Here is an 18,381-nt window from a genome sequence, read left to right on the forward strand (position 1 = left end):
GCAAATCCTTTACGATCAACATTCTTCTTCTATAATAAATGAAAAAGAGCCTAAGGGGGAAATAATATGCTTACCATCGGTTATATTGGAAATGGGAAAAGCACGAACCGTTATCATCTTCCTTTTTCATTGAACAGAGCTGATTTGAAAGTGAAGACGATATACGCACGTAATCCAGATAAAGGGGAGTGGAAAAAAGTCCCTGACGTGCAGTATACAGATAATATTGAATCTCTAATGAACGATAAGGAGATTCAGTTGATTGTTATCTGTACACCTGTAGAATCCCACTACGACTATGCGAAAATGGCGCTTGACCACGGGAAAAATGTACTTGTTGAGAAACCTTTTACGTTAACCAAAGAAGAAGCCATGTCGATCTTCCAATATGCTAAAGAGAAAAATCTGGTTGTACAATGCTATCAGAATAGACGTTACGACTCGGATTTCCTCACTACCCAGAAGATTATTGAATCAGGAAAACTTGGAGATTTGCTGGAAGTGGAGATGCATTACGATTATTATCGCCCTGAGATCCCGAACTCCACTTCTCATTTTTCCAAGTATAACAGTTACCTATACGGACATGGCGTTCATACCATTGACCAGGTTCTTTCCTATTTTGGGAAGCCGGACACAATTCGTTACGATGTTCGTCAATTGCTGGGTTCTGGGAGAATGAATGATTACTTTGATCTGGATTTTTATTATCCCTCGCTCAAGGTATCCATCAAATCCAGCTTTTTTCGCTTAAAAGAGCGGCCGAGTTTTGTTGTATACGGCAAAAAAGGCGTTTTTATAAAGCAAACGAAGGATCGTCAGGAGGAGCATCTGAAATTATACTATCTGCCTAAGGGACACGCCGATTTCGGCATCGACCTGCCCGAGCATTACGGCATCTTAACATATTTGGATGATAAAGGCGAGTATCATGAAGAAAAAGTCGTTTCTGAAAAGGGAGACTATGCCCGAGTGTATGACGATATTTATCAGTCGATCGTATTTGGTAAAGAAAAAGTGATTAAAGACGAAGAAACGATAATTTGTATGGAAATACTTGAAAAAGGTATAGAGGAGTGCAACTAAAATGAAGTTGGGAATTGTCGGAGCAGGGATGATCGTAGGGGATCTATTGAGCTTTATTCAGGAAATCCCGACCATTTTATTAAAGGGCATTTGTTCTAGACCTAGCCACCAGGAGAAATTACTGGATTTGAAAAATAAATATGGAATAGCTCAGATTTATTCGGATTACAGCGAGATGCTGATGAACCGTGATGTGGATACAGTTTATATCGGGTTGCCTAATCATCTTCATTATTCATATGCCAAAGAAGCATTATTGAGTGGTAAACATGTCATTTGTGAGAAGCCGTTTACTTCCAATTTGCAAGAATTTCTAGAGCTAAAAGAAATTGCTCAGCAAAGAAAACTGGTATTGGTGGAAGCCATAACGAATCAATATTTGAAAAATTATTTGTCAATGAAGGAGTATCTACCTAAACTTGGTGAGATCAAAATAGTTGAATGCAACTATTCTCAATACTCATCTCGATATGAAGCTTTCAAAGCGGGAATAATCCAGCCTGCGTTTAATCCGGAAATGTCTGGTGGAGCCTTGATGGATATTAATTTATATAATATTCATTTTGTTGTTGGATTCTTCGGTAGCCCAAAGAAAGTGGAGTATTGGGCGAACATGGAGCGTGGAATTGATACTTCAGGTATGCTGCTGCTTGATTACGGTGATTTCAAGTGTGTCTGCATAGGTTCAAAAGATAGTACGGCCCCCAATGCCGTGAACATTCAAGGCAATAAGGGCTATTTACACATGGCAAGTTCAGCTAATATATGCGACTGCTTTGATTACACTGCGAATAAGGAAACGCCAATTCGTGTGGATCTAAAAGATCATTCGCATCGAATGTATGACGAATTCGTTGAGTTTGATCGTATCATCGAAGAAAAAGATTTTGGAAAAGTCTCGAATATGCTTGAACATAGCGAGAAGGTCATGAATGTCATTGAGAAAGCCAAGCAGTCCGCCAATCTTGTATTTGGCCCTGATAAACCATTTTGAGAGTAGCAGACATATGTCTGCTACTCTTTTTTATCAGATTCACAATTTCCGGTCCAACAGCATGCCTATTTGCTCTGCCATCTCGACAGGAGAGAGAGGTTTATCATTCAAAAACCACCACTCCATAATCCCTACCACAGCGGACGCTGCATAACGGACAACCACTTCTTCGTTTAGTCCCCGATTTCTTGCTTCATTCATGTCGACCTCTTCCCGAAGTTCATCGATCATAAATTCAAGAAACTGAGTGCGGAAGTAAGGGGCGCCTTTGCTCACCAGCATCGTGGAGAAAAATAAATAGTTAGCCTCTAAATATTCAAACCAAACAATTTCGGCCTCTGTAAAGCTCAAATGAGCCGATTCAATACATAATCTTCGAAGTTCATTGATGTGTGCGGCGATCAGCTTATCCAGCAAATCATATTTGTCCACGTAATGAAGATAGATGGTTCCCCGGCTTACATTCGCTTTGTCGGATAGATCCTGAATCGTAATATGGTCGAAACTCTTTTCGGCCATCAACTCCGTTAATGCTTTTTTCAAGGCTTCCTGTGTTTTGAGTATTCTCCTGTCCACTTTCACTGTGTTCAACCCCTAAACTTCTAAATGATAATTGACTGTTTTAACTTATATGTCTATTAATGAACAAATCAAGCGTATTTAACAATTGCAAGCATTCTGTATCAGCTTATAATAATAGACACAAGTTCAATAATGTATCTTTTTCAATTATAGATGCATTTATATGAAGGATCAATGCAAAGAAAGAGGAGATATCACATGTCAGATACTCAAAAACTTACGGCTGCACAGCGAACGATTGGGGACTTCTCACCAAAGATTGTCGAGCTGACCGACAAGGTGCTTTTTGGGGACGTTTGGGAACGCAAAGAGCTGGCCCCACGCGACCGCAGCCTCATTACCGTAGCAAGCTTGATCACCGGAGGGAATTCCGAACAACTGGGCTTTCATTTGGGTAAAGCCAAAGACAACGGCCTGACGGAAGAGGAACTGATCGAAGTCATTACCCATCTTGCCTTTTATGCGGGCTGGCCGAAGGCGATGTCCGCTATTACAGTGGCCAAAGAACTATTCGCAAAAGAAAACTAAGTCTCGAAAGGATGTTCATTCTCTATGTCCAATATTCAAGATAAAGTCGTTATTATTACAGGTGCTTCCAGCGGAATCGGAGAGGCAGCGGCCAAAGAACTGGCATCTAAAGGTGCGAAGCTTGTGCTGGCGGCTCGCCGTGAAGACCGTTTACAAAAGCTGCAAGAAGAAGTTGAACAAAGCGGGGGTACAGCCATCTACAAAGTAACCGATGTGACATCGCATGAACAAGTGGAGGAGTTGGCTTCGTATGCACTTCAAGAGTTTGGGAAAATCGACGTACTTATCAATAATGCCGGAGTCATGCCGCAATCGTTTCTCTTTAAGAAGAAAATTAATGAATGGGATATGATGATTGATATTAATATCAAGGGCCTTTTGTACGGGATTGCTGCTGTTCTGCCTGCGATGCGGGAACAGAAATCTGGCCATATCATTAATCTGTCTTCTATTGCCGGACATAATGTCTATCCCGGCGGCACTGTATATTGCGCGACCAAACATGCCGTAAGGGCGATTACGGAAGGTTTACGTCAAGAAGAGGCGATCAGTGGTACCCAGATTCGTACAACGAATATCTCTCCAGGAGCTGTCAGCACTGAATTGACGGAGGGAATCACGGATGCAGAGTTAAAACAAGCCTACGATGAGTTATATCAAGGAGCGATTAAAGCGGAAAGTATCGCACGTGCGATTGCTTTTGCGATTGAAGAGCCAGGAGACGTTGCGATCAATGAAATGATTATTCGCCCAACCACACAACAGGCGTAAGTCAACAGCAGGAGGAATGACGATGAATTATCGTACAGTAGGAAAAACAGGAATCAAGGTTTCAAATTTATGTTTTGGCACGATGTCCTTCGGCGGAAATGCCGATGAAGAAACATCCAAAAAAATGTTCAACCGCTCCCGCGAAGCTGGCATTAACTTTTTCGATACAGCAAACGTGTACAGCCAGGGTCGCTCCGAAGAAATTCTAGGCGAGTGCATCGAGGACTGTCGGAATGAGATTGTACTGAGCACTAAAGTTTTCTATCCGATGGGACAGGACGTGAATGCTAGGGGGCTTTCCCGTCGTCATATCATGCTTGAAGTGGAAAACAGTCTGCGACGCCTGAAGACGGACCGCATCGACTTCTACTTCGTGCATATGTTCGACGAAAATACACCAATGGAGGAGACGCTTCGTGCACTCGACGATCTTCAAGCGCAGGGCAAAATCCTTTACCCAGCGGTGAGCAACTGGTCGGCCTGGCAGATTGCCAAAGCGGTCGGCATCTCTGCCAGGGAGGAGCTGGCGCGCTTTGAATTGATCCAGCCGATGTACAACCTGGTCAAACGTCAGGCTGAGGTAGAAATCCTGCCTCTTGCCGCTTCCGAGCAGATTGGGGTCATTTCGTACAGCCCTCTGGGAGCCGGGATTCTTACGGGCAAATACGGAACGAACAAACGACCGGAGCAAGGACGGCTGGTCGAAGAGCAGCGGTATACGGACCGCTATGCGGATGAAATGAATTTTGCCGTCGCCGACCGCTTTACTGCACATGCAGCAGAACGAGGTGTGAAGCCCTCGACGCTTGCGGTAGCTTGGGCGATGTCCAATCCTATGATCACGGCGCCAATTATTGGCGCAAGAAACCTCGCGCAGCTGGAAGACTCACTGGGCGCTGTCGATGTAGAGATGACTCCAGAGTGGCGCGATGAGATTTCCAGACTTTCGGTGACTCCCGCGCCTGCTACAGACCGGGGCGAGACGCTACTGCCGAACTGGGCTTGAAGACCGAAGACCGCCTAAATGATGTTGGGGAAGTCGGTGGTGTTCTCGTTTTATAGGAAATGACGCTGGAAGTTAAACGTATCATACCGAAAAAGAGACGGCCTAAGGTCGTCCTTTTTGCTTCTTCGCCGATCAGTCTAGATACTTAGTCATTCATGACCTGGTCATATTTTTCCTTCAATCGCTTGATGTCCGCTCTCGGAGGAGCACCGAACATGCGGGAGTATTCGCGGCTGAATTGGGAGGAACTCTCGTAACCGACCCTGAAAGCGACGTCTGCGGCGTCCGCCGATTCAGCCAATAAGATGCGGCGAGCTTCCTGAAGTCTCAGCTGTTTTTGGAACTGAATTGGGCTCATGGCGGTTACCTCTTTAAAATGCCGATGGAACGAAGAAACACTCATGCTGGCGGTGTCTGCAAGATCTTCGATCCGAAAAGACTGGTCCCAATTTCGGACAATATGGTCGATAGCTTCCCGGATCCGATAGGTGCTGCTTCCTTCGACTGCAATCTGAGCCAATTCGACTCCATAGGGCCCCTGCAGCAACCTGTACAGAATCTCCCTCGTGTAAAGCGGGGCGAGAAATGGGATTTCTCCCGGGGTGTCCAGCAGACGGGCAAGCCTGAGCACGGCGTCCTGAATGGACGATTCCATCCAGCCGACGAACAGGGCACGCTTGGCATTATCTTTTGACGTGACCTTAATATCACAATCGTTCAGCACTTCAAGGATCTGGTTCTGTGTAAATTCGAGCTTGAGACTCAGGTAAGGAGAGTCAGCAGACGCTTTTATAATTTGACCGATCACAGGCAGATTCATGGAAGCGATCAGATAATTGGACGGTCCATATTCAAATCTCTCCTGTGCCAGCAAAATTTCTTTCAGACCTTGAACGACAACACAAAAAGAAGGCTTGTAAACCCGATAAGCGGGCTCAGTTATGCTGGAATGCTGATAGAAAAATAGGGAAGGGACCGCCGTTTCCTTGGTGCTATTCTGAAGCGAGTGACGCTCGATTAATCCGGTAAGCTCCTGTTGCTGTTGAATAAGGTTCTCGGACATTCAAATCCTCCTTGCAGGTTTGTCTGGTCCCATTATAAGACTTATCCGCCTGTAGCAACAGTAGCCGTAATAGGATTGGGCAATCATTTAAGACGAATGAGATATCACTTCGCTTTTTCTGTTCGGCATAATAAGACTAAGCTCACAGAATCAAGCAAGGGGGAGAACAATGTAACAGCTGAAGCGGATGAAGTGACAGAAGCCTCTAAACTACCGCAAGCATAACGACATTATCAAAGAACAAGTTTAAAAAAGGGAGGAGATGAATTATTTGAATCGTTGGTTTAGGAACTTATTGGTTCAAAGGCTTATCACATTAATAGAGTTTGAAGAGCATGAATGTTTCAAAAAATTATATAATAGTTCTCTTGATAGGATAGTAAGCCAATCAACTAATGAAAAATAATAACATTTATAATGACCAACTCTCTAACTAAATAAAGATAGAATCATATTAAGAAAGGAAGATGTATGATGGAAAAGCGTAAATTGGGAAATAGCGGTCTGGAAGTTTCCGCAATCGGACTTGGATGCATGGGAATGAGTTACGGTTATGGTCCGGCTTCGGACACAAAGGATATGATCTCGGTCATTCGGGAAGCGGTCGAGCGCGGCGTGACTTTCTTTGATACCGCTGAAGTATACGGACCCTACACGAATGAAGAACTCTTGGGCGAAGCTCTTCTTCCCGTTCGAGACCAAGTCGTGATTGCCACGAAGTTCGGCTTCAATATGCAGGATGGCAAGCAGTCCGGGATGAACAGTCTCCCTGAGCATATCAAGAAAGTTGCCGAAGAATCGCTTAGACGGCTCAAGATTGAAGCCATCGACCTGTACTATCAGCACCGAGTCGATCCAGATGTGCCAATCGAAGAGGTAGCGGGAGCCGTGCAAGATCTGATCCGGGAAGGAAAGGTAAAGCACTGGGGATTGTCTGAAGCAGGAGTGAAGACCATTCGTCGTGCACACGCGGTTCATCCACTCACTGCAATTCAGAGTGAATATTCCCTGTGGTGGAGACGTCCCGAAGAGGAACTCCTCCCTGCCCTAGAAGAGCTCGGTATTGGCTTCGTTCCGTTCAGTCCTTTGGGCAAGGGCTACCTGACGGGAAGTTTTAACGCAAACACGACATTCAACCATGACGATTTCCGCAGTATTCTTCCACGTTTTACTCCAGAAGCGCTGGAGGCCAATCAGGTGCTGGTCGACCTGCTTAAAGAGATGGCTGAGCAGTTAAAAGCAACGCCAGCCCAAATCGCACTCGCCTGGCTGCTAGCCCAGAAGTCGTGGATCGTTCCGATCCCGGGCACACGGAAATTAAGCCGTCTGGAAGAAAATCTAGGCGCAGTCCACATTAAGCTCACATCCGAAGATGTGCGCAATATTAACAGCGCAGCCTCGCAGATCACTTTGATGGGCGCCAGATATACGGAGGAACTGGAGAGAAGAACGGGTCTTTGATCTAATTCTTCAAGTCATATCCCAACCATGTGGAAATCTCTTTTGTTAAAGTAAATAATTGAGATGAGAAATCGTATTTCTCCGCAATATTAAAATTCTGTCCCGCCTTGTGAGGCGGGGTGAGTATAAGTCCAATGTTCATTAACTCGCTGCTGGTAAAATAGCATTAAAATCATCCCAAAAATCGAAATAGCGGCAGTCATGGACGAGGAAATAAAGTCCTAGAACTGCCGCTATTTTATTGAACTTTCGTATCCGTTAGCGCAATAGTTAATAAACATTTATTTGTTCGCGGCACCGACTGCTGGGGCTGGGATATTCCGTTCAATCTGCTGGCAAGCAGGGATCGCGAGACAATGTCCTTTTAGTAGAGAAATGAGCTTATTCATCTTTGAAGCACACTTTTTGGGATTGACAGAGGTATGGCTGCATGAGAAAATGTACGCGCGTACATAAAATGATTTGGAGGTGGGTAATATCGTTTCGCGCAAGGAAGTAGCAGAACTTTCCGGCGTGTCTGAAGCGACGGTATCCCGGGTCTTAAATGCAGTAGGTCCTATCAAAGAGGATACGCGGAGAAGGGTTCTGGACGCAGCTAATCAGCTTGGATATGTTCCTAGTGCGCTGGCCCGTAACTTTGCCCGAAGCAAGAGTGGCCATCTTGGTGTGGTTATGCCTTATGTCCCGAAGGCGCACCTGTTCTCAGCCTATTTTTTCTCTGAGATGCTGAGCGGTATCGGAAACAAGGCCAGAGACAGCGGACTCGATCTGCTTCTATTGTTCCGGAAGCCGGGGGAACGGATTGATTACAGTAGTCTTTTCCGCCAGCAAAGGATCGATACCTGTATCATCCTAGGAGCCAGGGATGACCACGATGAGGTGGAAGCTCTAAAGAGACTTCAGGAAGAAGGGCGTCCATTCTGCGTCATGAATCACCATTTTGAAGGGCAATCGTTCTGTGAAGTGGATGCAGACCATGTAGAAGGCAGCCGAGCGGCTGTAAGTCACCTCATCGAGCAGGGATACAAACGGATTGCCTTTCTCAACGGCCCGGATATCTATTCCAATAGTACTGAGCGAATGAAGGGTTACCGTACCGCGCTTCAGGAGGCCGGTATTGAATATGACCACGATCTGCTTCTGGAAGGTAACTACAGCCGTCGAAGCGGGCTCGAAGCCTCAGCCACAATAGCAGACAAATTGAATGATATTGATGCCGTATTTGCGGCGAACGACCGGATGGCCCTCGGGGTAATGCAGGGTCTCCGTGAGCGCGGACTGCCAGTTGACCGGTTCCCAGCGTTTGTAGGCTATGACGATTCGGATGCGGCTGAGATGGCTGTTCCGCCGCTAAGCAGTGTCCGCGTTCCTTTTTATGAGATGGGAGAGCTTGCAGCCTCGAAGCTTATACCCGATTCTCTGGACCTTATTCCAGCCCTGGAACTGACCGGGTCCGACTCGATAAGAGAACTCCTGTCCACAGAGCTGATTATCAGGGCGTCATCCATTCGTCCATAACACCAATCGTCAAAAACTCGTTGAAACTCAGACCCATAAGGAGGATCACGACATGTCTAATCGTCTTCGTATCGGAATGGTTGGCTACAAATTTATGGGCAAGGCTCACAGCAACGCTTACCGTAGTCTACCCATGTTCTTCCCAGATGCCCCGCTGCAGCCAGAGATGTCCGTTATCTGTGGACGCAACGCGCAGGGGGTTCAGGCGGCTGCCCGCCAGTTCGGCTGGACCGAAAGTGTTACGGATTGGCGTGACCTAGTGAAACGTAACGATATTGATCTCATTGATATTAACGCCCCGAGTAATGCCCATAAGGAAATTGTCGTTGAGGCTGCCCTCCAGGGCAAGCATCTGTTCTGTGAGAAGCCGCTTGCGCTCTCGCTGGCGGATTCCCGTGACATGCTGCAGGTAGCAGAGGAAGCAGGGGTCAGACATATGGTAGGCTTCAACTACCGCTTTTCTCCGGCTGTCCAGCTGGCAAAGCAGCTAGTCGAGAGCGGTCGCCTAGGCAAAATTTATCATTTCCGTGCTTTCTTCCTTCAAGACTGGATCATGGACCCGTCCTTCCCGCTGGTATGGCGGCTGCAAAAAGAAGTGGCCGGTTCTGGCTCTCATGGTGATCTTGGCGCCCATCTGATTGATCTCGCTCGCTTCTTGGTCGGCGAGTTCCATGAAGTGATCGGCATGAGCGAGACATTCATCAAACAGCGCCCGTTGGCTTTGGAGATGAGCGGGTTGAGCTCCAAAAGGAGCGCTGAAGCAAATGCTCCGATGGGAGAAGTGACAGTCGATGATGCCACGCTGTTCCTGGCACGCTTCGCCGGAGGTGCGCTGGGCAGCTTCGAGGCCACACGTTTTGCTGCCGGACATCGGAGCACAAATTCATTCGAGATCAACGGTAGCCTAGGCAGCGTGCGGTTTGACTTTGAACGAATGAACGAACTGGAAGTGTATTTCACTCAGGATAAGGAGGACGTTCAGGGCTTTCGCCGCGTACTCGCCACCGATCCGGCACATAAGTACTCTGAAGCCTGGTGGCCTGCAGGACATACAATTGGATTCGAGCATACCTTCACCCACGAGATGCTTGAGATGTTGAGGGCCATCTCCGAAGGACGACAACCTTCGCCGAACTTCCACGACGGTGTCGCTTGTCAGGCTGTGCTTGAAGCGGTAGAACGATCCATAGAGGAACGCCGCTGGGTATCCATTGAAGAAATGTAGTATAACAATACATTCCGAAAGGTGAGTGGTTACAGATGCGCAAGGCACTGATTGTATGGGGTGGATGGAACGGACATGAGCCGGAGCAGGTGGCGGCCATTTTTGAACGCATTTTGAAGGAAGAGCAGTTCGAGGTGGAGGTGTCTAATACCCTTGAAGCCTACCAGGATGCAGAGAAACTGCTTGACCTGGACTTAATCGTTCCAATGTGGACCATGGGACAGATTGAGCAGGAACTAGTCAATAATGTCTCAGCAGCCGTTCAAAGCGGCGTAGGTCTCACAGGCTGCCATGGCGGCATGTGTGATGCCTTCCGGAACAACGTGGATTGGCAGTTCATGACAGGCGGGCAATGGGTTGCGCATCCCGGCAATGACGGGGTGGAGTACATGGTGAACATGAAGCGCGGCTCCAGCCCACTTCTAGAGCACATTGAGGATTTTCAGGTCAAAAGCGAGCAGTATTACCTCCACGTAGACCCGGCAGTTGAAGTGCTGGCAACCACACGCTTCCCGGTCGTACCAGGTCCCCATTCAGCCAATGGGCCAGTGGATATGCCTGTTGTATGGACGAAGCGCTGGGGGAACGGACGCGTCTTCTACAATTCGCTGGGCCATCACGCAGATATCATAGATATGCCTCAAGTGACCGAGATGATGCGCAGCGGGTTTCTGTGGGCAGCCGCAGGCAAACAGGCGGTGGCCACCCAGGGCAGCTCGCTGGCAGAGGCTTATACAGGCATGACAGACAACCAGCAGCGTTAGCGTGGATCGGATGAATTGGTAGTACCTCTGGCAAAGAGTTTGACCACCTGAACTCACCATGGTCAGAAAGGGACAGAGCACAGAAGGAGAACAGACAACACGGACAGTAATACCGTTAGGCGTGTGCCCTTATGCAATGATGTCCTGATTGAATTCGTATTGCCAGTCTCTAATAGTATCCGATGAAATAAAAGAATGCCATTATCCATTTTTTCTGAAGAAGAAGGGAGTCCAGGCATGAACAAAATGAAAGTAGGCATTATCGGGTGTGGTAAAATTAGCGGAATTTACATGGAAAATTGCCATCGTTTCGACATTCTGGAGCTGTACGCAGTAGCGGATCTGGACCAAGGTCGGGCAGAGGAGCAGGCAGTAGCGTTTAACGTTCCGAATGTATATTCGGTAGATGAGATTTTGGCTGATCCGGAGATCGAACTCATTATTAATTTGACCATTCCGGGCGTTCACGCTGACGTTTGTCTCAGAGCTCTTGAGGCAGGCAAGCATGTTTATGTGGAGAAGCCACTTGCCGTCACCCGTGAGCAAGGGCAGGCTGTCTTGGATCTTGCTCATCAAAAGGGACTGCTTGTCGGCTGCGCACCGGAGACCTTCTTCGGTTCCGGTATACAGACATCATTGAAGCTGATTGAAGACGGAGTCATTGGGAGTCCGGTAGCCGCTACGGCTTTCATGATGAGCCGTGGACATGAACATTGGCATCCTGATCCTGAATTTTATTATGCAGTCGGCGGCGGTCCAATGTTTGATATGGGCCCCTATTATTTGACGGCTCTGGTGCAATTGCTTGGTCCGATTGCTACCATTTCAGGCATGACAAGCAAGGCGATGGATCAACGAATGATTACGAGCGAGAAAAAGAGAGGCCAGACCATCCCCGTCGATATACCGACCCATGTGGCCGGATTGCTGCGCTTCAAGCAGGGGGCTGTCGGCACGCTAATTACCAGCTTTGACATCTTTGGTGGAAGCACTCTGCCACCGATCGAGGTATACGGCACTCATGGCACGTTACAGGTGCCTGACCCGAACACGTTCGGAGGGCCAGTTCGCTATAGGGTGCTAGGCGGGCAAGAATGGACAGACGTTCCGCTGTTGTCGGGCTACCAGGAGAACACAAGGGGCATCGGTGTTGCCGATATGGCCTACGCTATCCGCAGCGGACGGCCTCACCGCGCCAGTGGTGAATTGGCCTATCATGTGCTGGAGGCGATGTGGGCGTTCCACGATTCCTCCGATCAGCAGACCTTCTATCCAATGCAAAGCACATGTCTGCGTCCAGCGGCTTTACCGGAAAACCTGCCTTTGTACACGTTAGATACGTAAACAAAGGTCAGCCTAGTGCTAGTCGGCAGCATTCAAAAATTACAAGACTGGAGGGCATGTCCCAAAAGTCAGTTTTTGTTTTTTTACATTCCGCTTTGAATGTTCATTTCTATTGAAAAGAAGACTCCAGCTCCGTTTTGACCGCGGCTTTGGAGTCTTCTCAGTTCAATTTTCGGGAAATTTGACAGAGCGAGAAGTTGTGGAAGTCCTTTCATAAAGGATTATAGAGCAAAGACTAAAAGAGGAAAGACAAAGCAAAGTAACCGTCATAGGTACGTCGGATAAGAAAAGCTCACGTGTGCATTCACCGGTAATGAGAGGGTTCACTTGGTAACCTAGCTTTAAACTGACGAGGAGTCAATAATCGAAAATATGATGAACTGAAACGGATTTTCTTTACGCACAATTGGGACTGCCTTAGTGGCGAACAGTTAGATCGAACGAAGAACATTTTCTCCGCTACATTTTCCGGATCGCCGTCATACAGACAGCCATTCAATTTGCATTCTTCATCGATCATCTCTGGCGTGGTCGGATTATGCTCCCAAAAGACCTGATCTTAATTTCGGTCATAAAATCATTCTTTACCGATCGTTCTAAATATGTTATATTGTTGGCGTGGGAGGAATACACGGATAAGAAGCCAAGAGTTATGAGGAGTGGTGTGAGATCTTGCCGTGGAGCTCTTCTACGCATATAAGAATGATCATTCTTATTTTAAAAGATGGAGAAGGGATGGATTGACATGGAATATCGTGTGTTAGGAAATACAGGCCTTAAAATAAGCAGTTTTGTATTAGGTACAGGTACTTTTGGTTTTTGGGGGAACAATACGGAGAAAGAAGCTGCAGTCATGTTGGATGAGGCTTTGGCTGGAGGCATTAATCTGATCGATACAGCGGATGTCTATTCAAGTGGTCAATCCGAAGAAATTCTAGGTCAAATCCTAAAAGGACGCAGACAGGATGTTATTCTGGCCACGAAAGGCGGAATGCCCATGGGCAGTGGGCTTAATCAATCCGGTAACTCGAAATATTGGATTAAGCGTGCAGTAGAGGGTAGCTTGAGAAGGTTGCAAACGGATTATATCGATTTGTATCAACTACATCAGCCGGATCTCCATACTGACATTGAAGAGAGTCTTGACGCACTTACGGACCTGGTTCGTGAAGGGAAGATTCGCTATATTGGTACATCCAATTTTCAGGCATGGCAAGTGACCGAAGCACAATGGACTAGCGAACGCAAAAATACCGCACGCTTTGTATCCGAGCAAGCCCCGTATTCCATATTGAATCGAAGTATCGAATTCGATTTGCTTGCTGCAACCGCTAAATACGGAATGGGTGTAATGGTTTGGAGCCCACTTTCGGGTGGTCTACTAACGGGAAAATACCGCTCGGGAGAAGCTGTTGCCCCAGATTCAAGAGCAGCAAGTTCTCTAGGGAAACTTTCAACTGTTGTAGATCCGAATCGAGAAGAAAATCGCATCAAGTTCGAAGCCGTTGCTAAGCTCCAAACCCTTGCAGGTGAAGCAGGATTAACTTTGCCTCATCTTGCCATGGCATTTACACAAGCTCATTCGTCAATTACTTCTGCTATAGTGGGGGCAAGAACAATTGAGCAACTTCGTGAAACGTTAAAAGGCAGCGACATCCGATTAAGCACTGATATCCTGGATGCGATAGATGCTATCGTTCCGCCAGGAGTAACCCTGGATGCCCTGGAAAAAGGATGGACGCCTGATTGGTTACAAGCAGACAAACGAAGAATCCTGGGTTAAATATGTAAGACAGACCTCATACCTGTAATGTATTCACTTATTTTAAATCTAGTTTGCCGATCCTTCACTAAATTGTATAATGATTATTCGAGGTGATGACGATGGCAAGATCAAAAGAATTTGAAGTTAATGAAGTATTAGATAAAGCAATACACCTATTTTGGGCACAAGGATATGAGAAAACTTCAATGCAAGATTTGGTTGAGTTTATGGGCATTCACCGAAGAAGTATCTATGATACCTTTGGGGATAAGCATGCCTTATTTATGAAAGCTCTCGAACGATATGAAACGAAGCAGACCAGCAAAATGAGGTTTCTGATTGAAAAACAAAAACCGATCAAAGAATTAATTCGGGAGTTGTTTGAGGCGACAGTAAGAAATGAAGGAGAACCTCTAGGGTGTTTTCTCGTGAATTCAGGCGTGGAACTCGGCGTGTTGGATCCAGAAGTTGCATCCTTAGTTGATGAGAGTTATTCGCGAACTGAGGAACTCTTGACTAACCTTGTTCTGAAGGGTCAACAATCGGGTGAGTTCAAGAATGACTTGGATCCTGTAGTTATTTCTCATTATTTAATGAATGCGTGGTTGGGGCTACGTACGTTGGTTAAGACAACAACGGATCAGCAAAAATTAAAGAATATTATTGATATGACACTGACCGCTTTGGATTAAAAGTGGAATTACAGCATGACAGGCAAAAGGAGTCACCTAAATGGAGGACTGTTTGTTTCCTTGATACAAGTTTTTTCTTGTCCCTCTAACGAAAGAAAGAACTTGTATCTCATGCCTCACACAAGTCAAAGAATACCGCTCCAAAATTAAAATCTTAGTCATAAAAAAATTCTTTACTGTTCGTTCTAAAATTGATATGCTAATAGCAAGTTAGATCTAACTGTTTTTTCACCCTAATAAGAATGATCGTTCTAAAATCGTCTTTAAAACTCATTTACACTAATCTGCATGTTATGAAGGAGAGAATATTATGAAGTATACAGTTATTACAGGAGCAAGCTCAGGGATTGGATATGAAACGGCATTGGCGTTTGCTGCACGTGGCAAAAACTTAATCTTGGTAGCTAGAAGATTGGATAAATTAGAAGAACTTAAATCAGCAATTCAGGATATTGATCCTACTGTAAATGTTATTGTTCATACAAGTGATCTGTCTGTTACAGATCAGGCCTACACACTATATAACAATTTAAAGGAATACCAAATTGAGACCTGGATTAACAATGCGGGGCTCGGTGAAGCTTCTTTTGTAGCAGAACAGAATTTAGATAAAGTTGAAACTATGTTACGTGTTAACATCGAATCCTTGACGATCCTTTCTACACTATATGTGCGAGATTATGCTGATGTAGAAGGAACTCAGTTAATTAACGTCTCATCCGCACTCGGATATGCCATTGCTGTTGGGAGTGTTGCTTATTCTGCATCTAAATATTACGTTAGTGCCTTCACAGAAGGGCTTGCAAAAGAACTAGAAATGAAAGGTGCAAAACTAAAAGCTAAGGTTTTAGCACCAGCTATAACAGAAACGGAATTCGTTAAGAAATCATTAGATACTGAAGAATTTGATTACAAAGCAAACACGCCTAAGTACCACACTGCCAAACAAATGGCGGACTTCATGTTGGATCTTTATGATAGCAACGAGGTGGTAGGGATTGTAGACCAGAACTATGATTTCAATCTGAGAGGCGAAATATATCCAATCATTTCAGAATTTTAATCGAATTAATATATCCGCATAACTTTATATGAAGAGGAGTTTACCAGATTGGAAAAGTTATGGAGTAAATTAAAAATTGGAAAAATGGTGTTGCCACATCGTTTAGCAATGGCACCAATGACACGTAGTAGATCGCAAGAAGATGGTACACCGGGAGAGCTAACATCTCTTTATTATGCTCAACGAGCGTCAATGGGACTCATTATTACTGAGGGTGTACAGCCTTCTGATGATGGACAAGGTTACTTATGGACACCTGGGATCTATACGGATAAACATATTGAAGGATGGAAAAAGGTTACAGATGCAGTGCATAAAGCAGGTGGATATATGTATATCCAATTAATGCATGCTGGTCGCATGTCGCACCCTGATAATACACCACATCATCGCCAACCTGTTGCGCCATCTGCAATCGCGCCCGGTGTAGAAATGTTTACTGCTAAAGGTATGCAGGACATTCCCGTTCCTCGTGAGTTAAGTGAAGAGGACATTCAAACGACCATTGCTGATTTCCGGAAAGCAGCAGCAGCGGCTATTAAAGCAGGTGCGGATGGCGTTGAAATTCATGGAGCCAATGGTTATCTGATTAATCAATTTATCGGAGAAAACTCGAATACACGGACAGATGGATACGGGGGATCTGTAGAAAATCGTGCTCGCTTCGCGATCGAAGTAACGAAAGCCATCGTCGAAGAAATTGGAGCAGAAAGAACAGGCTTCCGTATTTCGCCAGGGACACCTCTTGGTGGGATCCAAGATGGTGAACAAGGTCCTGAACTTTATCGCTACCTTGTAAAGGAATTAGCTCAATTGGATTTAGCTTACCTTCATGTCATGCATCTTGGAAATGAAAAGCTGCTCCAAGACATTCGCTCAATCTGGACGAATCCATTGTTAGTCAATCGTGCTGGACGAGCTCTGGAAGATCTTAGCGTGGATATAGATCGTGGCCTTGCTGATCTGGTGCCTGTTGGTGTGTGGTCATTAGCCAATCCAGATTTAGTGGAACGACTTCAAAAAGGTGCGCCATTGAACGAAGCAGATCCGACAACATTCTTTGGTCTGGGAAGCAAAGGTTACACGGATTATCCTACGATGGAAGAATTAGAATCCCAAGAGGGGTAACAATAGTGAATATGGTAAATCATGGCGTGCGACTGAAAGTTGTACGCCATGATTTATCTACTCTACCTTGATTTTATTAGCCAAGAACTGAATATTTATTTTGATCCACCTACACTCGTAACTAGTGATTGCATTCATGGTGTGCTACCCCAAAATTAGCAAAGGAAGAGGATGAATCATGAGAGCAGCACAAATACAGAAATATTCAAAAAAAATCCAAGTGGAATTAAATGATGTTAACATACCACAGATCAATAGCCATGAGGTTCTTGTCAAAGTAAAAGCTGCAGGTGTAAATCCACTGGACATTCTTAATCTGAATGGCAGTGTTCGGATGATTGCTGACTATAAGTTGCCATTAACTTTAGGGAATGAACTATCTGGCATTATTGAAGCCGTTGGTGATGATGTTTTGAATTTTAAGGTTGGTGACCCTGTTTATACGAGGTTGCCGCTTAATAAAATCGGTGCTTTTGCTGAGTATGCGGCCGTAAATGAAGATGCTTTATCCATCATACCTGAAAATCTATCTTTTATTGAAGCTGCTGCGGTACCCCTTACTGCCTTGACTGCTTATCAAGCATTGCACGATGTACTCCATGCCCAGCCGAATAGAAAGCTATTCATTCCTGGAGGAACCGGAGGATTTGGCGCTATGGCAATTCCCATTGCCAAATCAATGGGATTACATGTTATTACAAGTGGAAGTGAAAGAGGCAGATCACGTACACTGTCGATCGGGGCTGATCAATTCATAAATTATAAGGCAGAGAATTATGCTAACATACTGTCCGATATCGATTATGTGATCGACACCTTGGGTGCCAAAGAGATCAAAGCTGAACTGGGCATTTTAAAACCACAAGGGAAATTGGTATCATTGAAAGCCGGACCTAATTATCGCTTTGCGGTTGACAATCATTTTCCGTTGTGGAAAAAAGCATTGTTTGGTCTAGTGGGTGCTCGCTTAGATTCTTTAGCACGTAAGAATCAAAATGAATATCGCTTTTTATTTGTGCAAGCCAATGGAAGTCAATTACAAGAAATCACTAAACTTGTTGAAAAAGAAAATATCAAGCCCTCTATAGATTCAACTTATACGTTTGGGGACATTAACAAGGCGCTGATTAAAGTGTCGATGGGCCACTCTCAAGGCAAAGTGATTGTGACCTTCTAAATAATAAGCAACTTATGTGATGTTGCTTGCGTGTTCTGAGAATAAACAAATTATACTGTAGGCCGAAGTAAGCACATCTAATATTATAGACGCCGTTCCGAGATGACCTAAATAAACGATTATTGCTGGAAACGTAACAACAGGTGAAGCGACACGGGATTTAATATTACTTTGTGAATCCAAAAAAGGGGAGAAGAACAGATACTTAGTCATG

Annotated in this window: 17 protein-coding genes; 15 read left to right on the top strand and 2 right to left on the bottom strand. The window is 45.4% G+C overall.

Annotation, left to right across the window (positions count from 1 at the left end; all coding sequences use genetic code 11):
* Nucleotides 1-66: 66 nt before the first annotated feature.
* Together MHB54_RS26250 and MHB54_RS26255 are read left to right on the top strand one after the other, a co-directional pair.
* Nucleotides 67-1,086 (top strand): Gfo/Idh/MocA family oxidoreductase, encoded by a 1,020-nt coding sequence (locus MHB54_RS26250; protein ID WP_023988834.1) that lies wholly within the window; start codon nucleotides 67-69, stop codon nucleotides 1,084-1,086.
* Between the two features lies 1 nt (nucleotide 1,087).
* Nucleotides 1,088-2,080, top strand: a complete 993-nt coding sequence (locus tag MHB54_RS26255) for a Gfo/Idh/MocA family protein (protein ID WP_068938806.1) — start codon at nucleotides 1,088-1,090, stop codon at nucleotides 2,078-2,080.
* Nucleotides 2,081-2,119: 39 nt separating this feature from the next.
* On the opposite strand, the gene MHB54_RS26260 is transcribed toward MHB54_RS26255, so the two are convergent.
* The gene (locus MHB54_RS26260) at nucleotides 2,120-2,662 is read right to left on the bottom strand and encodes a TetR/AcrR family transcriptional regulator (RefSeq protein ID WP_233903720.1); all 543 of its coding nucleotides are present in this window, start codon (nucleotides 2,660-2,662) and stop codon (nucleotides 2,120-2,122) included.
* Between the two features lie 198 nt (nucleotides 2,663-2,860).
* On the opposite strand from MHB54_RS26260, the gene MHB54_RS26265 reads away from it, so the two are divergent.
* From MHB54_RS26265 to MHB54_RS26275, 3 genes are read left to right on the top strand one after another with little or no spacing between them, the layout of a single operon-like run.
* Nucleotides 2,861-3,190 (top strand): carboxymuconolactone decarboxylase family protein, encoded by a 330-nt coding sequence (locus MHB54_RS26265; RefSeq protein ID WP_023988831.1) that lies wholly within the window; start codon nucleotides 2,861-2,863, stop codon nucleotides 3,188-3,190.
* Between the two features lie 24 nt (nucleotides 3,191-3,214).
* Nucleotides 3,215-3,961, top strand: a complete 747-nt coding sequence (locus MHB54_RS26270) for an SDR family oxidoreductase (RefSeq protein ID WP_025722787.1) — start codon at nucleotides 3,215-3,217, stop codon at nucleotides 3,959-3,961.
* A 22-nt stretch (nucleotides 3,962-3,983) separates the two neighbouring features.
* The gene (locus MHB54_RS26275; protein ID WP_068938809.1) at nucleotides 3,984-4,967 is read left to right on the top strand and encodes an aldo/keto reductase; all 984 of its coding nucleotides are present in this window, start codon (nucleotides 3,984-3,986) and stop codon (nucleotides 4,965-4,967) included.
* Nucleotides 4,968-5,112: 145 nt separating this feature from the next.
* Here the strand turns inward: MHB54_RS26275 and MHB54_RS26280 are convergent, their stop codons facing one another.
* A complete protein-coding gene (locus MHB54_RS26280; protein ID WP_264453733.1) occupies nucleotides 5,113-6,030 on the bottom strand; it encodes an AraC family transcriptional regulator in 918 nt (305 codons plus the stop codon).
* 474 nt (nucleotides 6,031-6,504) lie between these two features.
* On the opposite strand from MHB54_RS26280, the gene MHB54_RS26285 reads away from it, so the two are divergent.
* The 10 genes from MHB54_RS26285 to MHB54_RS26330 all read left to right on the top strand — a co-directional run bounded on the left by MHB54_RS26285 (nucleotide 6,505) and on the right by MHB54_RS26330 (nucleotide 18,167).
* A complete protein-coding gene (locus MHB54_RS26285; RefSeq protein WP_264453734.1) occupies nucleotides 6,505-7,491 on the top strand; it encodes an aldo/keto reductase in 987 nt (328 codons plus the stop codon).
* 462 nt (nucleotides 7,492-7,953) lie between these two features.
* Complete coding sequence (locus MHB54_RS26290; RefSeq protein ID WP_179085483.1) at nucleotides 7,954-9,009, top strand: LacI family DNA-binding transcriptional regulator; 1,056 nt, start codon at nucleotides 7,954-7,956, stop codon at nucleotides 9,007-9,009.
* Between the two features lie 52 nt (nucleotides 9,010-9,061).
* Complete coding sequence (locus tag MHB54_RS26295) at nucleotides 9,062-10,234, top strand: Gfo/Idh/MocA family protein (RefSeq protein WP_028541615.1); 1,173 nt, start codon at nucleotides 9,062-9,064, stop codon at nucleotides 10,232-10,234.
* 35 nt (nucleotides 10,235-10,269) lie between these two features.
* Entirely contained in the window at nucleotides 10,270-10,998 is a 729-nt protein-coding gene (locus MHB54_RS26300) for a ThuA domain-containing protein (protein WP_053325524.1), read from the top strand.
* A gap of 237 nt (nucleotides 10,999-11,235) precedes the next feature.
* Entirely contained in the window at nucleotides 11,236-12,342 is a 1,107-nt protein-coding gene (locus MHB54_RS26305; RefSeq protein WP_053325523.1) for a Gfo/Idh/MocA family protein, read from the top strand.
* Between the two features lie 745 nt (nucleotides 12,343-13,087).
* Nucleotides 13,088-14,125, top strand: coding sequence for an aldo/keto reductase (locus MHB54_RS26310; protein ID WP_053325522.1), 1,038 nt, complete (start codon nucleotides 13,088-13,090; stop codon nucleotides 14,123-14,125).
* A gap of 101 nt (nucleotides 14,126-14,226) precedes the next feature.
* Nucleotides 14,227-14,799, top strand: coding sequence for a TetR/AcrR family transcriptional regulator (locus MHB54_RS26315; RefSeq protein WP_023988821.1), 573 nt, complete (start codon nucleotides 14,227-14,229; stop codon nucleotides 14,797-14,799).
* A gap of 310 nt (nucleotides 14,800-15,109) precedes the next feature.
* A complete protein-coding gene (locus tag MHB54_RS26320; RefSeq protein ID WP_264453735.1) occupies nucleotides 15,110-15,862 on the top strand; it encodes an SDR family NAD(P)-dependent oxidoreductase in 753 nt (250 codons plus the stop codon).
* Nucleotides 15,863-15,910: 48 nt separating this feature from the next.
* Nucleotides 15,911-16,990 (top strand): alkene reductase, encoded by a 1,080-nt coding sequence (locus MHB54_RS26325; protein WP_264453736.1) that lies wholly within the window; start codon nucleotides 15,911-15,913, stop codon nucleotides 16,988-16,990.
* A 178-nt stretch (nucleotides 16,991-17,168) separates the two neighbouring features.
* Nucleotides 17,169-18,167, top strand: a complete 999-nt coding sequence (locus tag MHB54_RS26330; RefSeq protein WP_028541611.1) for an NADP-dependent oxidoreductase — start codon at nucleotides 17,169-17,171, stop codon at nucleotides 18,165-18,167.
* The last annotated feature ends 214 nt before the right edge of the window (nucleotides 18,168-18,381 follow it).

It is taken from the genome of Paenibacillus sp. FSL M7-0802 (assembly GCF_038004945.1).
Lineage (GTDB): Bacteria > Bacillota > Bacilli > Paenibacillales > Paenibacillaceae > Paenibacillus > Paenibacillus polymyxa_B.

What these genes read in the sequence shown, in the direction of transcription:
- MHB54_RS26250 (WP_023988834.1), top strand. Translation starts at nt 67, where the DNA reads ATGCTTACCATCGGTTATATTGGAAATGGGAAAAGCACGAACCGTTAT.
- MHB54_RS26255 (WP_068938806.1), top strand. Translation starts at nt 1,088, where the DNA reads ATGAAGTTGGGAATTGTCGGAGCAGGGATGATCGTAGGGGATCTATTG.
- MHB54_RS26265 (WP_023988831.1), top strand. Translation starts at nt 2,861, where the DNA reads ATGTCAGATACTCAAAAACTTACGGCTGCACAGCGAACGATTGGGGAC.
- MHB54_RS26270 (WP_025722787.1), top strand. Translation starts at nt 3,215, where the DNA reads ATGTCCAATATTCAAGATAAAGTCGTTATTATTACAGGTGCTTCCAGC.
- MHB54_RS26275 (WP_068938809.1), top strand. Translation starts at nt 3,984, where the DNA reads ATGAATTATCGTACAGTAGGAAAAACAGGAATCAAGGTTTCAAATTTA.
- MHB54_RS26280 (WP_264453733.1), bottom strand. Translation starts at nt 6,030, where the DNA reads ATGTCCGAGAACCTTATTCAACAGCAACAGGAGCTTACCGGATTAATC.
- MHB54_RS26285 (WP_264453734.1), top strand. Translation starts at nt 6,505, where the DNA reads ATGGAAAAGCGTAAATTGGGAAATAGCGGTCTGGAAGTTTCCGCAATC.
- MHB54_RS26295 (WP_028541615.1), top strand. Translation starts at nt 9,062, where the DNA reads ATGTCTAATCGTCTTCGTATCGGAATGGTTGGCTACAAATTTATGGGC.
- MHB54_RS26300 (WP_053325524.1), top strand. Translation starts at nt 10,270, where the DNA reads ATGCGCAAGGCACTGATTGTATGGGGTGGATGGAACGGACATGAGCCG.
- MHB54_RS26305 (WP_053325523.1), top strand. Translation starts at nt 11,236, where the DNA reads ATGAACAAAATGAAAGTAGGCATTATCGGGTGTGGTAAAATTAGCGGA.
- MHB54_RS26310 (WP_053325522.1), top strand. Translation starts at nt 13,088, where the DNA reads ATGGAATATCGTGTGTTAGGAAATACAGGCCTTAAAATAAGCAGTTTT.
- MHB54_RS26315 (WP_023988821.1), top strand. Translation starts at nt 14,227, where the DNA reads ATGGCAAGATCAAAAGAATTTGAAGTTAATGAAGTATTAGATAAAGCA.
- MHB54_RS26320 (WP_264453735.1), top strand. Translation starts at nt 15,110, where the DNA reads ATGAAGTATACAGTTATTACAGGAGCAAGCTCAGGGATTGGATATGAA.
- MHB54_RS26330 (WP_028541611.1), top strand. Translation starts at nt 17,169, where the DNA reads ATGAGAGCAGCACAAATACAGAAATATTCAAAAAAAATCCAAGTGGAA.